Here is an 18,082-nt window from a genome sequence, read left to right as displayed (position 1 = left end):
CCTGGAAGAAAGCAGCTGGGTCTGCATCACGGCAGGCCCGCGCGTTGCCAGACGGCCCGACGGCCGCTTTATTGGAGCTTACGTTTTATGTCGATGACGATGGCCGGAGAGATCCAACTTGCCGCGACCCGAGAAACTGTGTGGGAAAAACTCAATGATCCGGATGTTCTGAAAGCGTGCATTCCCGGCTGCGAAGAACTGGTGAGGTCTGCGGACAATCAATTTAGTGCCGTTGCAAAGATGAAGGTCGGCCCCGTCTCAGCGAGATTCAAGGGGCGAGTCACTTTGAGTGATCTCGTTCCTCCGAGTAGCTACCGGATTTCGGGCGAAGGTGAGGGTGGGATCGCAGGATTCGCCAAGGGCGTGGCCACGGTCGCGCTGGTGGCGAACGAGGAGGGTACATTGCTATCCTATGGTGTAGAGGCGCAGATTGGCGGAAAGCTCGCGCAGTTGGGTCAGCGTTTGATCAGCGGGTCGGCAAATAAGATCGCCGGCGAGTTCTTTTCGCGCTTTGCAGATGTTGTCAAAGGGTCCAACCCGGTAACCCTTTAGCGTAGTCACGCTCCGTCGCTTCTGGTCGGCCGGCATCGTCGATGCCCCTGTCTTGCGGTCCTTTTTCTGCTGCGGTCAGCGAGCGAACTAACGCGTTCTCTGTCCGTTCGAGTGGGTGCACTGAAAACAGAATGCAGCGTTCTCTTTTTCCGATGGTGCGTTGACAGTTGCAATGGGTAACTGAACTTCAGGACGGGTGTTTCAGGCCGGCGTGGCATTCCGCAACGAGCCACTCTTCCGCTTGAAGGAAGGGTGCCTCCCGATGGGCGGGTGTTCTGTCGCCCTCGAAATCACGATAAAAAAGAGCCTCTAGTTGGGTCGATACGGATGCGCAGGCATCCGCTGGGAAGACGGCCGTGGCATGATCCGCTGGCCTGCGAGAAGCATAATGATAAATGTTCAACGCGCGGGTGGCCTTCAAATACGCTCGGTGACGACAAGAGGGGTGCTGGTCCCCCTGGCTTTTACGCTTGGTACAAGCGCAGCAGTCGTCCGCGCGGTGCCAATGCTGTTGGTTGACCTCATCACTGATCTCGGCGCCACCGGGCGGGCATACGCGTTTTGTTACCGGCCCTCGGGCGCGCGTGCGATTGCCGGCATTCTCGATGATGCGGTCGAAGTGTTGAAGAATCGCAACTTGACTCCGATGGACGCCACGCAGGTCCTCTCGCGGCAATTCGCGCTGTTGGGAGTAACTGGCACGGTCCGTATGGCTCTTGCTTTGCTCGACATGGCGATGTGGGACGCTATGGCGCAAAGTCAGGGGCTACCGCTTGCTTCGCTGCTCGGTGGACGGCCGCGACCGCTTCCGGCCTATGACAGCCGCGGGTTGGGCTTGATGGAGCCAGACCAGTTGGCCAAGGAGGTGGACGCGCTGCTCACCAGCGGACTGAAGGCGGTAAAGCTCAGGCTCGGATACGAAACGCTGGGGCAGGATATTGCCGCGTTGAAAGCAGTGCGCGAGCGCGTTTCAAGCGATGTTGAAATCATGGTCGACTACAATCAAGCCTTAAGTTGCGCCGAGGCGATATCGAGGGGACGGGAGCTCGAAAAGGAGCAGATATACTGGTTGGAGGAGCCGATTGCCCATGATGATTACGAAGCTAGTGCATCGATCGCCAGGGAATTGCGGGTACCTATTCAGATCGGCGAAAACTTCAACGGTCCGGAAGGCCTGCTTCGCGCCACGACTGCTCGCGCCAGCGATTACATTATGCCCGACGTGGCCCGCATCGGAGGCGTAACTGGCTGGATGCAGGCCGCCGGCATCGCCGCAGCTCACGGAATCGAGATGTCGTCCCATTTGATGCCTGAAGTGAGTGCGCAGCTTCTTTGCGCTACCCCGACAGCCCATTGGCTCGAGTACGTGGATTGGGCCGACGCGTTCCTGCAAACGCCCCTGAAGGTCATTGGCGGCAAGGTGATCACCTTGGAACAACCCGGCAGCGGAATAATCTGGGACGAAGCGAAGGTCAAACGACTTGCGACGATTTGAAACCGAGAATCCGTCGATGATAGGACAGACAACGCGAATGCCGAAGGAAACCGCCGGTTGCGCTGCGGTCCCGGACTTCTCTTGAGATGTGAGATATCTGCAGTGTTTCCAACTATGGACATTTAGACCATGACGCGCGCACTGAAGTTTGTTTTCGCCTGCGGGCTTTCGCTTTTGGCCTGCGCCACGACTGCGGCCTCTGGCGAGTTGCCGGACCCGAATAGCGCAGGGTTCGTCGAGAAGCTGTACAGATTGGATTGCGGTCGTTCGCTCGCCAACGATGAATCGGTGTGGACTCCGGGAGAAAACCAGGGACGAAGCATCGAATTCTCATCGACGTGCTGGCTGGCGAAGCGGGGGAAGGACTGGCTGATCTGGGACACCGGCGTCCCGGAAGCTACCTTTAAAGATCCAAAGGGCTGGTCGACCCTTCCTAAGCTGATTGTCTACCACCTGGACAAGACCTTGACGGATCAGCTTGCCGAGATCGGTCTCAAGCCAGCGGACGTCACCCATGTCGCGATCTCCCATACTCATGGAGACCACATAGGCAATGTCGGCCTGTTTCCCGACGCTCGGGTCTTGATCCAGCGCGCAGAGCACGAGTGGATCTATGGAGACAACGCACCGAACGAGAATGTGAAACAGTTGATGGCGCTTGCCCGCAAACTCATGGGAAATCCTCGGCACATCCAATTGGTCGATGGAGACTTTGACGTATTCGGCGACGGAAGCGTCACGCTGGTATCGACGCCCGGACATACGCCTGGCAGCCAATCAATGCTCGTTCGCCTCAAACAATCCGGCTTTATCATCCTGTCGGGCGATGTCGTTCATTTGGAAGAGAACTTCGCTAAGAATAGGGTTCCTTCACTCAATACCGACAAAGAAGCGTCCATCGCATCCATGGAGAGGATCAGGCAGATGATCAAACGGTATCAAGCGAAATTTTTCATCAACCATGACAAAAGCGAAAGTAGCGGCCTCAAGTTGTTGCCTGCCTTCTACGACTGACCTATTTGAGGCGCCAAACATCGTAAGCGTTCGATCAGCTTCTTCGACATGTAACTTGCGGTTGTGTCATTCAATTCTTGTGGGAGAGGACCATTGGACTCCATGAGGCTCGAAAATTCGTCAGTGTTCCGTTGCCTCGTCTCCGTCGGATGGGCGAGGTCGATCCGGGAAACGGTGCATTCAGGTCACTTTGTTTGTATGGGGTGATCCAATTTGGTTCACGGCCTCTGACGCGTCAGCATCTTTAGCCGTTGAGATTGGCGTACCGATCGCTTGCCTGCAGTAAAGCTGGCTCACAAAATTCTGGAATCGGCGTTCCGCTGCAAGCGTGGCATCAACTTTCGTAAAGCAAACCGAGTCGAAAACAAAATCGCTTGCAATTAATAGACGACCGGTCTAATTTAAAGTTAACGAGTGTCTAAGCGTCTTTTTCGCGCTGAGGATCTACACGCGGGGACAAGCTCGCGAGATGCACAGGGACTGGAAACGAGAGGAGCTTTGAGCCGCTTTGATTGCGGCGACCTACATCGAAAATACTTGTGACATGCAGATGTGTCTGCGCGAGCGCAGATGCGGCGTTGACGTAGATCGTCAATTGGCCGCCAAAAGATTCGAGGGCGCCGCGCGAGACGCGTGTCGACCTCGTGAAGGTCTAAGTCCGAATGTTTCTTTTGTGAAAGGGCGATCCGATGGCAATTGATTTCACGCTAAGCAAGCCCCAACAAGAGTTGCAGGCGGGGGCTCGGGCGTTCGCCGCAGGAACTCTCGGTAAGGTTGCATCAGTTATTTCGCCGCTCTCCCGTCCGGAACAGCGCTTCTATGCGACGCGGCCTTTCTACCAGGCGATGGCCGACGCCGGCTTCATCAAGGCAATTCTTCCCACGGAATTCGGCGGCACGGCTTTAAGTGTAGTTGACCTGGCGCTGGCAACCGAGGAATTGGCGGCCGTCGACATTAACGTGCCTACCGCGCTGGTGGCCACGGGCCTCGGCCTGGAGCCGTTGATGCGCTTCGGGACGCTGACGCAAAAGAAGCGCTTTCTGCCGGACTTTATCGAAGATGGATCGCGCTTGGCTGCATTCGCGTTCACCGAGGTAGCTGGCGGGGCCAATTTTGATTGCCCAGACCCGGCGGCCGGCGTACAGACCTTTGCGCGCCGAGAAGGAGATGAGTGGGTCATCAACGGTCGCAAACACTACACTACCAATGGATCCGGGTGGGACGGCAACGGCGCGCATTTGTTCAGCGTTGTCTGCAGGACCGATCCGTCGCGTTCCCCTCAAGACGCTCTGGCGGTTATCGTGGTGCCCGGGAATGCGGCGGGCATAAGGGTGGACGGACTTCTGGATACGGTAGGGCATCGCGCGGCGAACTCGCCTCGCATCATTTTCGAGAATGTGCGGGTGCCGGTTGACAACATCATAGGAAAACCTGGCGATGGCATCGGCATCGTAGAGACGACGTTCTCGTGGTCGGCTGCGCTTATTGGTGCGGCTTGCGTTGGCGTGATGAGATCGGCCTTCGATACCGCCCTGCAGTTTGCTAAGACCGACAAGCGCTTGGGGACGAGTCCCGTGATCGAGCACCAGAGCGTCGGTTACATGCTGGCGGACATCAAGATGCGCATCGAGGCCGCGCGATATCTGACCTGGAAGGCGTGCCATCAACTCGATGTCACCGATGGACGCAGCCAAGAGCTTGCCGTCATGGCGAAGGTTCATTGCTCTGAGCTATGCGTGCAAGTGGTCTACGACGCGATGCGCGTGGTCGGCGTCAACAGTTACACCGACATGTTTCCGCTCGCCGGTCTGATGCAGGACGCGCTTTGCTTTCCTCTTTATGACGGAGGCAACATGGGGGTGCGGCGACGTCAGCTGCACGCGATGTTGCGCTCCAGCACCTATGACGCGATGGCTTCAGCGGAAGGCCGTGGCTAACCAAAATTTGTGGCGGGCGCTGAGAGCCTGCCGTAGCGAACGGCGCTATCGAGTGGGTGGGGGGCTGGATCGAAAATGCATGAGGGGGTCCGTCGTCGAACCGGGAAGAGACGTGAAGCCGTCCCGATCGGCCATCGGTTCTGGGAGCAGCTCGTCGCTGCCCTACCAAAGGCGTTCGCGACCAGACACAAAAGCCGCTTACGAAGTGCGACACTCACTGATCGAGGAAATTAGTTTGGCTGATGAGTTCATTCTCGAAACCCACGGATTGACCAAAGAGTTCGCGGGGTTCTTTGCCGTACGCGATGTCGGTCTGAAAGTCCGCCGTGGCAGCATTCATGCGTTGATCGGTCCAAACGGGGCCGGGAAGACGACGTGCTTCAATCTGTTGACCAAGTTCCTGAAGCCCTCGGCGGGCCAGATCCTTTATAAGGGACAGGACATCACGGGGATGGCGCCGGCCGATGTCGCGCGCCTGGGCCTGGTTCGCTCATTCCAGATTTCTGCGGTGTTTCCGCATTTGACCGCGCTGGAGAATGTCAGGGTGGCGCTGCAGCGCCAGCACGGGCACTCTTTCGACTTCTGGCGCTCCAAATCCGTGCTCGACCGCTTCAATGGCCGCGCCCACGAACTGCTCAACGATGTGGGCCTGAGCGAGTTTGCCAACATACCGGCGGTCGAAATGCCCTATGGGCGCAAACGCGCGCTCGAAATCGCGACCACGCTGGCGCTCGATCCGGAGATGATGCTGCTCGATGAGCCGATGGCCGGCATGGGACATGAGGACATCGACAAGATCGCAGCGCTGATCAAGCGAATTTCCGCGAAATATACCATCCTGATGGTCGAACATAATCTGAGCGTGGTGGCCAACCTCTCCGACATCATCACGGTGCTGACGCGCGGCCAGGTGCTGGCGGAAGGCAATTATACCGACCTGTCCAAGGATGAACGCGTCAAGGAAGCTTATTTGGGGGCTGGTCATGCCTGATCTGAAAATGGCCGAAGCCGCAAAGTCCGCGCTGGCAACCGCCGGCGCCAATGTGTTGACGGTCGAGAATCTGCAGGCCTGGTACGGCGAGTCCCACATCCTTCACGGCATCGATTTCAAGGTGAACGCAGGCGAGGTGGTGACGTTGCTCGGACGCAACGGCGCCGGCAAGACCACCACGCTGAAATCGGTAATGGGGATTATCGGCAAGCGTACCGGTTCGATCCGCTTCGACAATCAGGACATCACGCGGGCGTCGTCGGACAAGATTGCGCGCATGGGCGTTGCGTTGTGCCCCGAAGAACGCGGCATTTTCGCCAGCCTCGACGTTCGCGAAAACCTGTTGTTGCCGCCGATCGTGCGCAGCGGCGGGCTGACGTTGGATCAGATCTTCGACCTGTTTCCTAACCTCAAGGAACGGCTCAACAGCCAGGGCACCAAATTGTCGGGGGGCGAGCAGCAGATGCTGGCGATCGCCCGGATCCTGCGTACCGGTGCGCGGTTTTTGATGCTGGATGAACCGACCGAAGGCCTTGCCCCCGTTATCATCCAGCAAATCGGCCACACCATCGCGCGGCTCAAGAAGGAGGGCTTCACCATCCTTCTGGTCGAACAGAATTTCCGGTTCGCGGCCACGGTGGCGGACCGTTACTACATCGTCGAGCACGGCAAGATCATCGACGGATTCGCGAACTCGGAACTGGAAGCGAATATGGACAAGCTGCACACCTATCTCGGCGTCTGAGCAGAGTTTCAAACAAGGATTTGAAGGAGACAACATGAAAAATGCTATTTCGGCACTTCTGCTTGGCACCGCGTTGGCGTTTGCCGCTGGCAGCGTCGCCTTTGCGCAGGACAAGAACATCAAGATCGGCGTGCTGACCGATAACTCGGGGCTGTACTCCGATTTGAGCGGAGCGGGCTCTACCTTGGCTGCCCAGATGGCCGTCGAGGATTCCGGTATGGCGGCCAAGGGCTGGAAGATCGACGTGATCTCCGCCGATCATCAGAACAAGCCCGACATCGCTGTCAACATTGCGCGGCAATGGGTCGATGTTGAAAAGGTAGACATCTTCATGGACGTGGTGAGTTCCGGCGTCGCGCTCGCGGTCAACAATCTCGTGAAAGAGAAAAATTCCGTGATGATCAATGCCGGCGCGGCGACGTCAGATCTCACAAATGCGCAATGCTCGCCGAATACGATTCATTGGGTTTACGATACCTACATGCTCGCCAACAGCACCGGTCAGGCGCTGGTGAAGGCCGGTGGCGACACGTGGTACTTCCTAACCGCTGACTACGCGTTCGGCACGGCACTGGAGCGTGACACCACCGCAGTCGTTGTGAAGGCAGGCGCCAAAGTGATCGGTACCGTCAAGCATCCGATAAATTCGCCGGACTTGTCCTCATTTTTGCTGCAGGCGCAGGCTTCCAAGGCCAAGATCATCGGCATGGCCAATGCCGGCGGCGACACCACCAATACCATCAAGCAGGCATCGGAATTCGGCATTGTTGCGGGCGGGCAGAAGCTTGCGGGCCTTCTGCTGTTCATCACCGATGTTCACTCGCTCGGCTTGAAGGTGGCGCAAGGCCTGAGTTTCACCGAAACGTTCTACTGGGATCTGAACGACGGAACCCGCGCATTTGCAAAACGCTTTTCGGTGCGCATGAAGAGCAAGGCGCAGCCGTCGATGGTGCAGGCCGGTGTCTATTCGGGACTCCTCCACTATTTCAAGGCGCTGGAACAGCTCGGTGGCAATCCGCATGACGGCGCCAAGGTCGTCGCCAAGATGAAGGAAATGCCGACTGACGATCCGCTGTTCGGCCAGGGCTCCATTCGCGCGGACGGCCGCAAGATTCATCCGGCCTATCTGTTCGAAGTCAAGACGCCGGCCGAGTCCAAGGGACCGTGGGACTATTACAAGCTGATTGGAACGACCCCCGGCGACCAGGCTTTCAGGCCGCTTTCGGAAAGTGCCTGTCCGCTAGTAAAGAAGTAACGATGATAACCCACCGGCCTTGTGCCGGCGGGTTCTCCCTGGCGTCACAATTGGATTGAGTGCGAAAGATTGATCGATGCAAGCTCTCTACGCGCAGCTCCTAGTGGGGCTCATCAACGGCTCGTTCTATGCGCTGCTCAGCCTTGGGCTCGCCGTCATCTTCGGGATGCTCAATATCATCAATTTCGCGCATGGCGCACTCTACATGATGGGCGCCTTCTGCGCCTATTTCCTGCTGAATCTCGCGGGCATCGGATACTGGCCGGCGCTGATCTTGGCGCCGATCGTGGTGGGCATCTTCGGCATGATCCTGGAACGGACCATGCTGCAATGGCTTTCCGGGCTCGATCATCTCTATGGGCTATTGTTGACGTTCGGAATCGCGCTGATCGTGCAGGGCCTCTTCCAGAATTATTTCGGATCGTCCGGCCTGCCTTACGCGATCCCCGACGAGTTGAAAGGCGGCATCAATCTCGGCTTCATGTTCCTGCCGATCTACCGCGGCTGGGTGGTGGTGTTCTCGCTCGTGGTTTGCATTGCCACCTGGTACCTGATCGAAAAGACTCGGCTTGGCGCCAATCTGCGCGCCGCGACTGAAAACCCGACGCTGGTGCGCGCGTTTGGCATCAACGTCCCTCGAATGATCACGCTGACCTACGGGCTTGGCGTCGGCCTTGCCGCACTGGCCGGCGTGTTGTCGGCGCCGATCAATCAGGTGAGGCCGCTGATGGGCGCCGACCTGATCATCGTCGTGTTCGCGGTGGTGGTGATCGGCGGCATGGGTTCCATCATGGGATCGATCATCACGGGCTTTGCGCTCGGCGTGATCGAGGGCCTGACTAAATACTTTTATCCCGAGGCTTCCAACACCGTAGTATTCGTTCTGATGGTTCTGGTGTTGCTGGTGAAGCCGACCGGATTGACGGGAAGGGCGGCTTGATATGACAGCGATAACCGATTCATTGCCGGCACCACCGCGCGCGATCCGCGACGAGATGATCGTATTCGCGGTGATGGCGACAGCGCTGATGATCGTGCCGTTGACCGGCATCTATCCGTTCTTTGTCATGCAGGCGCTGTGCTTCGCGCTTTTGGCATGCGCGTTCAATCTGCTGATCGGTTATGGCGGCCTGCTGTCGTTCGGCCACGCGATGTTTCTGGGCACCGCGGGCTACTTCACGGCGCATGGGCTGAAAGTCTGGGGACTGTCGCCGGAGCTTGGCATTCTGATGGGCACCGCCGGCGCTGCGGGGCTTGGTGTCATTACCGGCGCCGTTGCCATTCGCCGGCAAGGTATCTATTTCGCGATGATTACTCTCGCCTTGTCACAACTGCTATATTTCGTTTACCTGCAGACACCGTTCACGCATGGTGAAGACGGCATCCAAGGCATTCCGCCAGGGTACCTGTTCGGCATCTTCGATCTCGCGAAGCCGACAGTACTCTATTACGTCGTCCTGGTCGGGTTCCTCGGTGGCTTTCTGCTGATCTATCGCACCATCAACTCGCCGTTCGGCGAGGTGCTGAAATCGATCCGCGAGAACGAGCCGCGTGCGATCTCGCTCGGCTACAAGACCGACCAGTACAAGCTCCTCGCCTACATCCTGTCCGGCACGCTGGCGGGATTTGCCGGCTCACTGAAAGTATTCGTCGCACAAAACGCCTCGCTCACCGACGTGCATTGGACGATGTCAGGCGAGATCGTGCTGATGACGCTGGTTGGCGGTCTCGGCACCGTATTCGGACCTGTGGTCGGTGCATTCGTCATCATCGCCATGCAGCAGTATCTGGCCGGCTTCGGGCAGTGGGTGACGGTGATTCAGGGTGTGATCTTTGTGCTTTGCGTGCTCACTTTCCGCCGCGGCGTAATCGGAGAGATTGCGCATTACTTACGCCGGTCGCTGTGATCGAGCGCTCCCTGGCATTGCATGCGAGCGATCGCGCGGCGGCAGAGTAGTTTAATTTCCTCGAACCTTCACCATGTCTCCCATCATATAAGGATATCACCTCATGACCTTCGCGCTGCCCAATCTGCCCTATGCCCACGACGCCCTGGCCCCCTATATGTCCAAGGAAACGCTGGAATTCCACCACGACAAGCATCACCAAGCTTACGTGACCAACGGAAACAATGCGATCAAGGGGACCGAATTCGAGGGCAAGTCCCTCGAGGAGATCGTCAAGGCTTCGTTCGGCAAGAATCCGGCCGTGTTCAACAACGCCGGCCAGCACTACAACCATCTGCACTTCTGGAACTGGATGAAGCCGAATGGCGGCGGCAGCAAGCTGCCGGGCCGTCTGGAAAAGAAGATCACCGAGGATCTCGGCGGGCTCGACAAGTTCAAGGCCGATTTCGCCGCCGCCGGTGTCGGCCAGTTCGGCTCCGGTTGGTGCTGGCTGTCGGTCAAGAACGGCAAGCTCGAAATCTCCAAGACGGCGAACGGCGAAAGCCCGCTGGTCCATGGCGCAACGCCGATCCTCGGCTGCGACGTCTGGGAACACTCCTACTACATCGACTATCGCAACCGCCGTCCGGACTATCTGAAGGCGTTCGTCGATCATCTCGTGAACTGGGAATACGTCGAACAGCTGTTCGCCAAGGCTTGATGCTTTGCACCGTCATTCCGGGTCGATGCAAAAGCATCGAACCCGGAATTTCGAGATTCCGGGTTCTGGTCCTTCGGACTAGCTGTCGAGCGTGATGTCCACCAAGGGAAAAGGAGAAGGTTCATGTGGTCCAGAAATGCGTTTACTGATAGGCTTAATCTCAAGTGGCCGATCCTTCAGGCGCCGATGGGCTGGCTCAGCACACCCGCACTGGCCGCTGCCGTCAGCAACGCTGGTGGTCTAGGCGGCCTGGGCATGTGGGGTTATTCAGCCGAGGAGGCAGAGCGGCGGATCGCTGGCTTCCAACAGATGAGCGGCGGCGGTCTCAACGCCAACTATCCGCTCTGGCCGGAGCCCAGGATTACCCCCGATATCAGCGAGCCGATGCGGGCGCGTCTGCAAGCGCACTTTGACGCCAAGGGTCTGGGAGCGGTGCCCGAGCCAAGCGGTGCGGCTGGTGAGGTAAGCCGCGAACACCTGTCGATGCTGGTGCGGATCAAGCCGAAAATGGTAAGTTTTCATTTTGGTCTGCCTCATCGAGAGATCATCAGCGCTCTTAAGAACGCCGGGATTTTCATCATTTCCAGCGCGACGACCGTGGCCGAGGCGAGAATCCTTGAGGAGCGGGGTGTCGACGCTATCATCGCGCAGGGTACCGAGGCCGGCGGACACCGTGCCACCTTCACCGGTGTCGACATAAGCTTGCAACCGGGCTTGTTCGCGCTCTTGCCACAAGTGGTAGATGCCGTGAGAGTTCCCGTCATTGCCGCAGGGGGCGTGGCAGATGGGCGAACGGTGGCTGCGGCCTTTGTCCTTGGCGCAAGCGCTGTACAGGTAGGCACGGCCTTCCTGCACTGCGCAGAGGCCAACGTCCTCGATGCTCACCGTACGGCACTGCGCGAGCCCACTGACGCCTGCACGGTCGTCACAGACGTGATTACTGGCCGGCCAGCGCGCTTTGTGAAGAACAAACTCATTGAGGACCTCTTGGCTTCCGAACTACGCCCGGTGGCGTTTCCCGCCCAACTCAGTCTCACCTCGCCGCTTGAAAAGACGGGAGACAAAGAACTTACCGCGTTGTTTGCCGGACAATCCGCAGCGCTTGCTACTAGAGACACGACTGCTGGCGCGTTCGTTGACTCTCTTGCGGAAGCGACGTCAGAGTGCCTGCGTGCCTTCGCTCGTGCTTAGCCCTCTACTCACTTCGATTACGATAACCACTCGCCATCGCGCTCATGTCGATGTTGCTCTGGGTCAGCCAACCGTAGTGCCTTTACATGCTCCTCGGGACCGCATACTCGAACGACTTATCTTTCTCAGAAAGGAAATGCCAAATGTCCGTGAACGTTAAATATCGCACCTCGGCGCGCGCCACCGGCGGCCGCGATGGTCACTCCGCTACCCTCGACGGCGCCCTCGACGTCAAACTCAGCAAGCCGAAGGAACTTGGCGGCGGCGGTGGAAGCGGCGTCAATCCTGAGCAGCTCTTCGCCGCCGGCTATGCCGCTTGCTTCATCGGGGCAATGCAGTTCGTCGCTTCGCAGGGCGGACCTAAGGTTCCCGCAGACACGGCTGTTACTGCGACCGTCGGCATCGGACCGCGTTCCGAAGGCGGCTTTGGCCTTGAGATCGCGTTGGAAGTTTTCGTACCAGGTCTCGACCGCGCCGAAGCCGAGGCCCTCGTCGCCAAAGCGCACGAGGTCTGCCCGTACTCGAACGCTACCCGCAACAACATCGACGTGGAGGTCAGTGTCGTCTGAGCACTGCCTCTCGCCTTAGCACGGTTTGTTCCGGTCACGTGCTTGTTCGAACGACTGGGTGAGCGTCGTCGACTGCCAGGTGACGACCGGCTGGAGCTGACGCGACCTCGGTTGGTGGTTCTCCGAGAGGAGTTGCACGCGCGTCAATGCCACCAAGCCGTCGACACAAGCGTTCGGCGGCAGATTGATATAGCCGCAGGAGTTTTCAATGACCTTCGCTTCTTCACAATAGCTCCTCGAACTTCTCGATATCGAGTGGCCGATCATTCGGACCCCATGGCTGGTACGTCGACGCCGGCCATGGCCCAGGTGACGCTGTTCGCGTCGCACGGCAAAGATCCGGCTTACCTTGGCTGGTTGCTGTTGATGGATTACAGCTCGTGCCTGGATGTCCAGCCCAGATCGAAGATATCGCATGACTTCGCCTCTACAACGACGCTGGCCTCAGCTGCTCGAAGATTGCTAGGGTTGACTCGCTCGTTGGTGGTTAAGAAATTAGTCCTCTAGCGCAGACCTATTCCGCTGCATGACCTGATAGTGGCGCACAGGCCTACTTTTGACCTTCCGCTCGCATGGTTTCTAACCATCTTTATAACTTGCCTGTTTCTCCGACGAGGTTTTGCGTCAACATGGTGGACGCGTGCGACTGGACTAAGTCAACGAAATCGAAGGGGTGGCCGTTTAGGGGGCCTTGTTCCGAACCGAAAGGCGTATCCATGGAGGGTAAATCCAGGCTGGCTGAGAGAATTCTCGATCAGGTTGCTGACGCTGTTGTCTATACAGACTGTTCGGGAGCGATCATCCGGTGGAATCGGGCTTCTGCAACATTATTTGGTTACTCACCAGAGGAAGCCCTTGGTCAAAGCCTCGATCTGATTATTCCGGAGCATTTGCGAGCATCGCACTGGGGCGGCTTCAACGCCGCGGTAACAAGGGGCGCATTAAAGCTTCAGGGTCGACCCACGCTGACCCGGGCGGCGCACAAAAGCGGACGAAAACTGTACGTCGAGCTCACGTTTGCTATCGTCAAAAGCGATAACGAAAAAGTGCTGGGCTCTGTCGCAATGGCGCGGGACGTAACGGAGCGCGTAGAGCGTGAGCGCGCAGGGCGTGATCGGCCCCCTGTCCCCTTGTAAGTTCGCACGGCATCAAGAAAAAGATTCAGATAGGTTGTCGGATCGTAGGTGTCGTAGCGCACGGTGGTTCCAACGAGAACCTCGTCCGATCCTATGAGTACGCTCGTCTGGTAGCACGGCGTCCGGCGTCTCATCGTATTTGAAGATGACGATCATCTGAACAAGTAATGACACATCGTACGTTAATTCGTGTACAATCGAAAGATGCGTGCGTTGCGCTTCTTCGCGCGCTCCTTTTCTCAAATCGCGATTCTGTCAGTGACGCTGCAAAACATGCGTAGCGTAAGCTTCCAAGCGCGCATTAAAGGCAATCTTTATCAATACGCGATAATTGCTATCCGAGCCGGATCAGTCGGCGCTCCATGATCTGAAAGGTTCGCGATGCTCGGTAAATTCAGAATCTCGTCGAAGCTCATGTTGATGGTTGGCCTCTCGATAGTAGGCATCATTTCAGTAGCCGGCGTGGGTCTTTCGGCGTTGAAGAGTAGCCTGCTTGAGGATCGGAAAGACAAACTCCAGCAACTTGTCCTCTTGGCAAGGCAGGCACTTGAACTGGACTATGAGGCGTCTCGAAAGGCGGGACTGTCCGACGCGCAAGTCAAGGAACGTTGCAATCAACTGCTGCAGTCGTTGCGCTTCGGCAAGGATGACTATTTTTATGCGCTCGACATGAACGCTGTTCTGGTCGCGCATCCAAATCCCAAGTTCCAGAACAAGAATATGATGGATGCCGCGGATGCCAACGGCGTCCTATTCGCTCGACTCCAGGTCGAACTGGTCAAGTCCGTGGGAGCTGGATTCGTTGCATTTAGCTTTCCCCGGGTTGGAAATGGCGAACCTTTGCCAAAGATCGCCTACGTAGTTGGTTTCAAACCGTACGAGTGGGCCGTCGCCGGTGGCATCTATGTGGACGATATCGATGCCATCTTCCTATTGCAGTTGAAACAGATCGGTGCGCTGATTCTTGTCGCTCTCCTGCTTGTCTTCGGTGTATCTGTACTTCTTGGCCGCAGCATCACGACGCCGATCACCGGTTTGACCGCCGCGATGCGGAAACTCGCGAGCGGTGACGTTAAATCCGGGGTTCCGGCGCTCGATCGCGGGGATGAAGTCGGCGCAATGGCGAAGTCGGTGCAGATTTTCAAAGAGGCCATGATCGAAACCAATCGGTTGCGTCAGGAACAGGACGAGCTGAAACTTGTCGCTGAGGCCGAAAAGAAAGAGCTGGTGGCGAAGCTTGCTGACGATTTCGAGCGAGGCGTGAGAACGTCGCTTGATGCGCTGACGCAATCGGCAGCCGCTATGCGGTCGACGTCTCAAGGTATGTCTGAGACGGTGAAGGCGGCGAGCCACCAATCCAACGTGGTTGCCGCCGCAGCCGAGGAGGCGAGCGCAAGCGTTCAGTCGGTGGCATCGGCAACGGAAGAGTTATCGGCTTCAATTTCGGAGATCGGTAATCAGGTGACCCGGTCGACAAAAGTCGCAGGCGACGCCGTCGACGAAGCGCGGCGTACCAATCTCACAGTCCAGGGGCTTGTCGCCGCGACCGCGAAAATTGGCGACGTGGTGCAACTGATCAGCGAGATAGCCAGCCAAACGAACCTGTTGGCGCTCAATGCAACAATCGAAGCTGCGCGCGCCGGCGAGGCCGGGAAGGGGTTCGCGGTGGTAGCGAGCGAGGTCAAGTCGTTGGCCAGCCAGACAGCAAAAGCGACGGACGAAATCTCCATCCAGGTCGCAGGCATGCAGGGTGCGATGCGGGATGCGGAGCAAGCAATCGAGGCCGTTAGCGGCACGATATCCTCCATGAACGAGATCGCGATCGCGATTGCTTCCGCTGTGGAAGAACAAGGCGTGGCGACCCGCGAGATTGCCCGCAGCATCCAGCAGGTCGCGCAAGGCACCGAACAGGTCTCGCACAATATCGTCGGAGTTAACGAAGCCGCTGGTCAGACTGGGGCGGCAGCGGGCCATGTTCTTTCGGCAGCCGGCGACCTCAACCATCAATCGGCCGTGTTGAGAGCAGATGTTGATCGCTTCCTCGAAGGCGTTCGCGCGGCATAAGGAGCCATTGTCTCATATGTTGAGAACCGCCCGGCACGTCCGAGTAGTGGAGCGCTGCTGCGGATGCCGACGCGAAGACGCCAGAGCATCGGCCGCCGCGTCGTAGGCCACGGGATGGCGCAACGGGAGCGGACTTCCTGCCGCTTCGCCATGGTCGACCAGACGGTTCCTGCGCGCAGGTATTGGCGCTCTGCGCCGGGCGTCGCGGGGCGGAAACGACCGCGCCAAAATTCGTGAAGAATTCGTCGGCGAGTTTCTTCGCCGTCGAATCGATCAGCCGCCCGCCGAGTTGCGCCAACCTCGCGCTCGTTCGCCGACACTTATTATGCCGATATTCGAATGGGTGTGTACCGGCCAGCGGCAATTCACGCGAGCTCTTAAGGTAGGTAGTGACGTCGGTCCAGCGTCAAGCGACGGTGGCCGACGCACGCGGTGCGATCGAGGCAAATGGTACGAGGATTTACCTCATGAACAACAAGCAGAAACCCGACAGCGGCCAAACCTTTCCAAGGATGACCACAGTCGCGCTCGCCGTCAGTCTTCTTTTCTCGGTGGGGACATCGGAGCGCGTCGAAGCGCAAACCGAGGCTCTCCCGGGCCATGCTGGGGCGCCCTACCAACAAATGCCGACGATAGCCCCGCCCGGCGTGCGCGTAGATCGCTACCTGCCCTTGCCGGAGGATGCCCTTGCGCCGCCCGTGGATGCCGCAAAGGGCTATCGTATCCAGAACCTTGGCCGGGGTCTCTACATGGTGACGGACAATGCCTATCAGTCGATGTTCATGGTCTACGAGACGGGCGTAGTCGTGGTCGATGCGCCGCCTGCGTATGCGGCCCATCTCAAAAAGGCCATCGCTGAAGTCACCGACAAGCCGATCACCCACATCGTCTATAGCCACTCCCACGCCGATCATATCGGCGGCGCCGGTGGTCTTGGCGGCCATCCGGTCATCATCGCGCAGGAGGAAACAAAGCGCTTGTTGCTCCGGGACAACGACCCCAATCGCCCCATTCCAACGGTGACGTTCAAGGATCAATACACGCTCAAAGTGGGTGGCCAAGTCCTGGTGCTCAGTTACCACGGCGTCGCCCACGAACCCGGCAACATCTTCATCTATGCACCGGCCCAAAAAACTCTGATGGTGGTCGACGTGGTCTTTCCCGGATGGATGCCCTGGAGGCGTTTCGCGCTCGCTAAGGACGTTCCCGGGTACTTCCAGCAGGTGGCTGACATCGACAAAGTACCCTTCGAGACTTTGGTAGGCGGGCACGTGAGCCGGGTTGGAACCCACGCGGATGTTCGTCTGCAGCTTGAGTTCATGAGCGATATCAAGGCTGCGGCCGCGGCGGCATTGAAGACGACGCCGTTCGGTGAAGAGATGAACCCGGCTGACAAAGGCAACCCCTGGGCGGGTTTTGACAACTACATCGACCGGGTGGCAGGGCAGTGCGTGCGCAGCCTCACGCCTAAGTGGCAGTCGCGGCTCGCGGGTTACGACGTCTATATTTGGGACCAGTGCTTCGCGATGGAGCAAAGCCTCCGCATCGACTGAGGCCTCCGGACCAGGCGCGCCGCCGGGGCGGTTCGTGAGACCTATCGATCGCCAATCGCCGCGGAAAACGGCCGGTAGGAGATTGACGCCGACCGGAGTTCACGGATCGGTCGTATGTCGTCGGGGCGGTTCTGCCGGCCCGACGACACGTCCGGCGCGCCTGCGCTGAGTCCTAAGGCCTATAAATTCTGCGTCTCGGTCCAAAGTGCATCCGTGACGGGTTGGAGGCCCAGAGAGGTTTTCGGCCGGCCGTCGCCGAGTTCTGACGGGCTCTTGTTGAGCCGTATATTTCTTTCCCGCGTTGGGGTTTGACAGCTAGAGTTCTCCGGTCAGGAACTGAGCGCGTCCGAGCCCAAATGACCAATCCTCATCGGTGTTCGTTACGAAAGTGACGACAACGTCGCTTGGTGCAATACCGCATGCATCGGCAAGTCTCTCCACCAGCGATCTATAGAACGCTTGCTTCATTGCTCGACTGCGAGGACGGGTCGTGACCTGAAGTACCATCCTGTTCGGAGTTCGCTCGATGCCGAGACCCGTATCCTCGACGACCATTCTGGAAGGTAAATGTTCTCTGACGATCTGATACCGGTCGCGCTCGGGCACATTGAAGGCGTTGACCATCACCTCATGGGTGACGTCCAATATCCTTTTGATCTGGTTTTCCGAACGGCCCTGAATTAGATCGAAGCACAAAAGTGGCATCGTCATTCTCCGCGTGACCCAAAGGATGTCGCCTGTTCTGTTCGCCAGGCGAAGGCGAGGCCGAGGCCGTAAGTCGATTTGTCGAAGTACCGACGAGTTTATCGCTACTTTTGGCGGCCAGCGCCCGCTGCGTAGGTGCGCAGCGGGCGCGTCGTTGCGATCAAGACATGGTAGGCATTACGAATTCGGCGCCAGCTCGAATGCCGGTTGGCCAGCGACTCGTGATCGTTTTCAACCGGGTATAGAAGCGAACGCCTTCCGGGCCGTG

16 protein-coding genes and 1 pseudogene are annotated in these 18,082 nt (G+C 58.2%); 15 read left to right on the top strand and 2 right to left on the bottom strand.

Features of this window, described 5'->3' with window-relative positions; genetic code table 11:
* Positions 1-87: 87 nt before the first annotated feature.
* The 15 genes from JQ597_RS04265 to JQ597_RS04190 all read left to right on the top strand — a co-directional run bounded on the left by JQ597_RS04265 (position 88) and on the right by JQ597_RS04190 (position 17,109).
* Positions 88-552, top strand: a complete 465-nt coding sequence (locus tag JQ597_RS04265; protein ID WP_212263004.1) for an SRPBCC family protein — start codon at positions 88-90, stop codon at positions 550-552.
* A gap of 361 nt (positions 553-913) precedes the next feature.
* Positions 914-2,047, top strand: a complete 1,134-nt coding sequence (locus JQ597_RS04260) for an enolase C-terminal domain-like protein (RefSeq protein ID WP_349628782.1) — start codon at positions 914-916, stop codon at positions 2,045-2,047.
* A 129-nt stretch (positions 2,048-2,176) separates the two neighbouring features.
* Positions 2,177-3,061: an N-acyl homoserine lactonase family protein gene (locus JQ597_RS04255; protein WP_212263002.1), complete on the top strand. Its 885-nt coding sequence runs from the start codon at positions 2,177-2,179 to the stop codon at positions 3,059-3,061.
* 689 nt (positions 3,062-3,750) lie between these two features.
* Positions 3,751-4,998: an acyl-CoA dehydrogenase family protein gene (locus tag JQ597_RS04250; RefSeq protein WP_212263001.1), complete on the top strand. Its 1,248-nt coding sequence runs from the start codon at positions 3,751-3,753 to the stop codon at positions 4,996-4,998.
* 235 nt (positions 4,999-5,233) lie between these two features.
* Positions 5,234-5,989: an ABC transporter ATP-binding protein gene (locus JQ597_RS04245; RefSeq protein WP_212263000.1), complete on the top strand. Its 756-nt coding sequence runs from the start codon at positions 5,234-5,236 to the stop codon at positions 5,987-5,989.
* Positions 5,982-6,734 (top strand): ABC transporter ATP-binding protein, encoded by a 753-nt coding sequence (locus JQ597_RS04240; protein WP_212262999.1) that lies wholly within the window; start codon positions 5,982-5,984, stop codon positions 6,732-6,734. Before JQ597_RS04245 ends, JQ597_RS04240 begins: the two co-directional genes overlap by 8 nt.
* Positions 6,735-6,768: 34 nt before the next feature.
* Positions 6,769-7,989, top strand: a complete 1,221-nt coding sequence (locus JQ597_RS04235; protein ID WP_212262998.1) for an ABC transporter substrate-binding protein — start codon at positions 6,769-6,771, stop codon at positions 7,987-7,989.
* A gap of 76 nt (positions 7,990-8,065) precedes the next feature.
* Positions 8,066-8,929: a branched-chain amino acid ABC transporter permease gene (locus JQ597_RS04230; RefSeq protein WP_212262997.1), complete on the top strand. Its 864-nt coding sequence runs from the start codon at positions 8,066-8,068 to the stop codon at positions 8,927-8,929.
* Between the two features lies 1 nt (position 8,930).
* Positions 8,931-9,896, top strand: a complete 966-nt coding sequence (locus JQ597_RS04225) for a branched-chain amino acid ABC transporter permease (protein WP_212262996.1) — start codon at positions 8,931-8,933, stop codon at positions 9,894-9,896.
* Positions 9,897-9,999: 103 nt separating this feature from the next.
* Entirely contained in the window at positions 10,000-10,596 is a 597-nt protein-coding gene (locus tag JQ597_RS04220) for a superoxide dismutase (RefSeq protein WP_212262995.1), read from the top strand.
* A 123-nt stretch (positions 10,597-10,719) separates the two neighbouring features.
* Positions 10,720-11,787, top strand: coding sequence for an NAD(P)H-dependent flavin oxidoreductase (locus JQ597_RS04215; protein WP_212262994.1), 1,068 nt, complete (start codon positions 10,720-10,722; stop codon positions 11,785-11,787).
* A gap of 143 nt (positions 11,788-11,930) precedes the next feature.
* The gene (locus tag JQ597_RS04210; protein WP_212262993.1) at positions 11,931-12,356 is read left to right on the top strand and encodes an organic hydroperoxide resistance protein; all 426 of its coding nucleotides are present in this window, start codon (positions 11,931-11,933) and stop codon (positions 12,354-12,356) included.
* 716 nt (positions 12,357-13,072) lie between these two features.
* The gene (locus JQ597_RS04205) at positions 13,073-13,492 is read left to right on the top strand and encodes a PAS domain-containing protein (RefSeq protein ID WP_212262992.1); all 420 of its coding nucleotides are present in this window, start codon (positions 13,073-13,075) and stop codon (positions 13,490-13,492) included.
* A 381-nt stretch (positions 13,493-13,873) separates the two neighbouring features.
* Positions 13,874-15,556: a methyl-accepting chemotaxis protein gene (locus JQ597_RS04200; protein WP_212262991.1), complete on the top strand. Its 1,683-nt coding sequence runs from the start codon at positions 13,874-13,876 to the stop codon at positions 15,554-15,556.
* 467 nt (positions 15,557-16,023) lie between these two features.
* The gene (locus JQ597_RS04190; RefSeq protein WP_249147322.1) at positions 16,024-17,109 is read left to right on the top strand and encodes an MBL fold metallo-hydrolase; all 1,086 of its coding nucleotides are present in this window, start codon (positions 16,024-16,026) and stop codon (positions 17,107-17,109) included.
* Between the two features lie 315 nt (positions 17,110-17,424).
* Here the strand turns inward: JQ597_RS04190 and JQ597_RS04185 are convergent, their stop codons facing one another.
* Together JQ597_RS04185 and JQ597_RS37495 are read right to left on the bottom strand one after the other, a co-directional pair.
* Complete coding sequence (locus JQ597_RS04185) at positions 17,425-17,814, bottom strand: tautomerase family protein (RefSeq protein ID WP_212262990.1); 390 nt, start codon at positions 17,812-17,814, stop codon at positions 17,425-17,427.
* Between the two features lie 160 nt (positions 17,815-17,974).
* Positions 17,975-18,082, bottom strand: a pseudogene (locus JQ597_RS37495) (methylmalonate-semialdehyde dehydrogenase (CoA acylating)); the annotation flags it as partial.

This window comes from Bradyrhizobium sp. AUGA SZCCT0177 (assembly GCF_018130125.1).
In the GTDB taxonomy this organism is placed as follows: Bacteria; Pseudomonadota; Alphaproteobacteria; order Rhizobiales; family Xanthobacteraceae; genus Bradyrhizobium.
The sequence above is the reverse complement of the archived record's forward strand: the minus strand, read 5'-3'. Positions and strand labels throughout refer to the sequence as shown.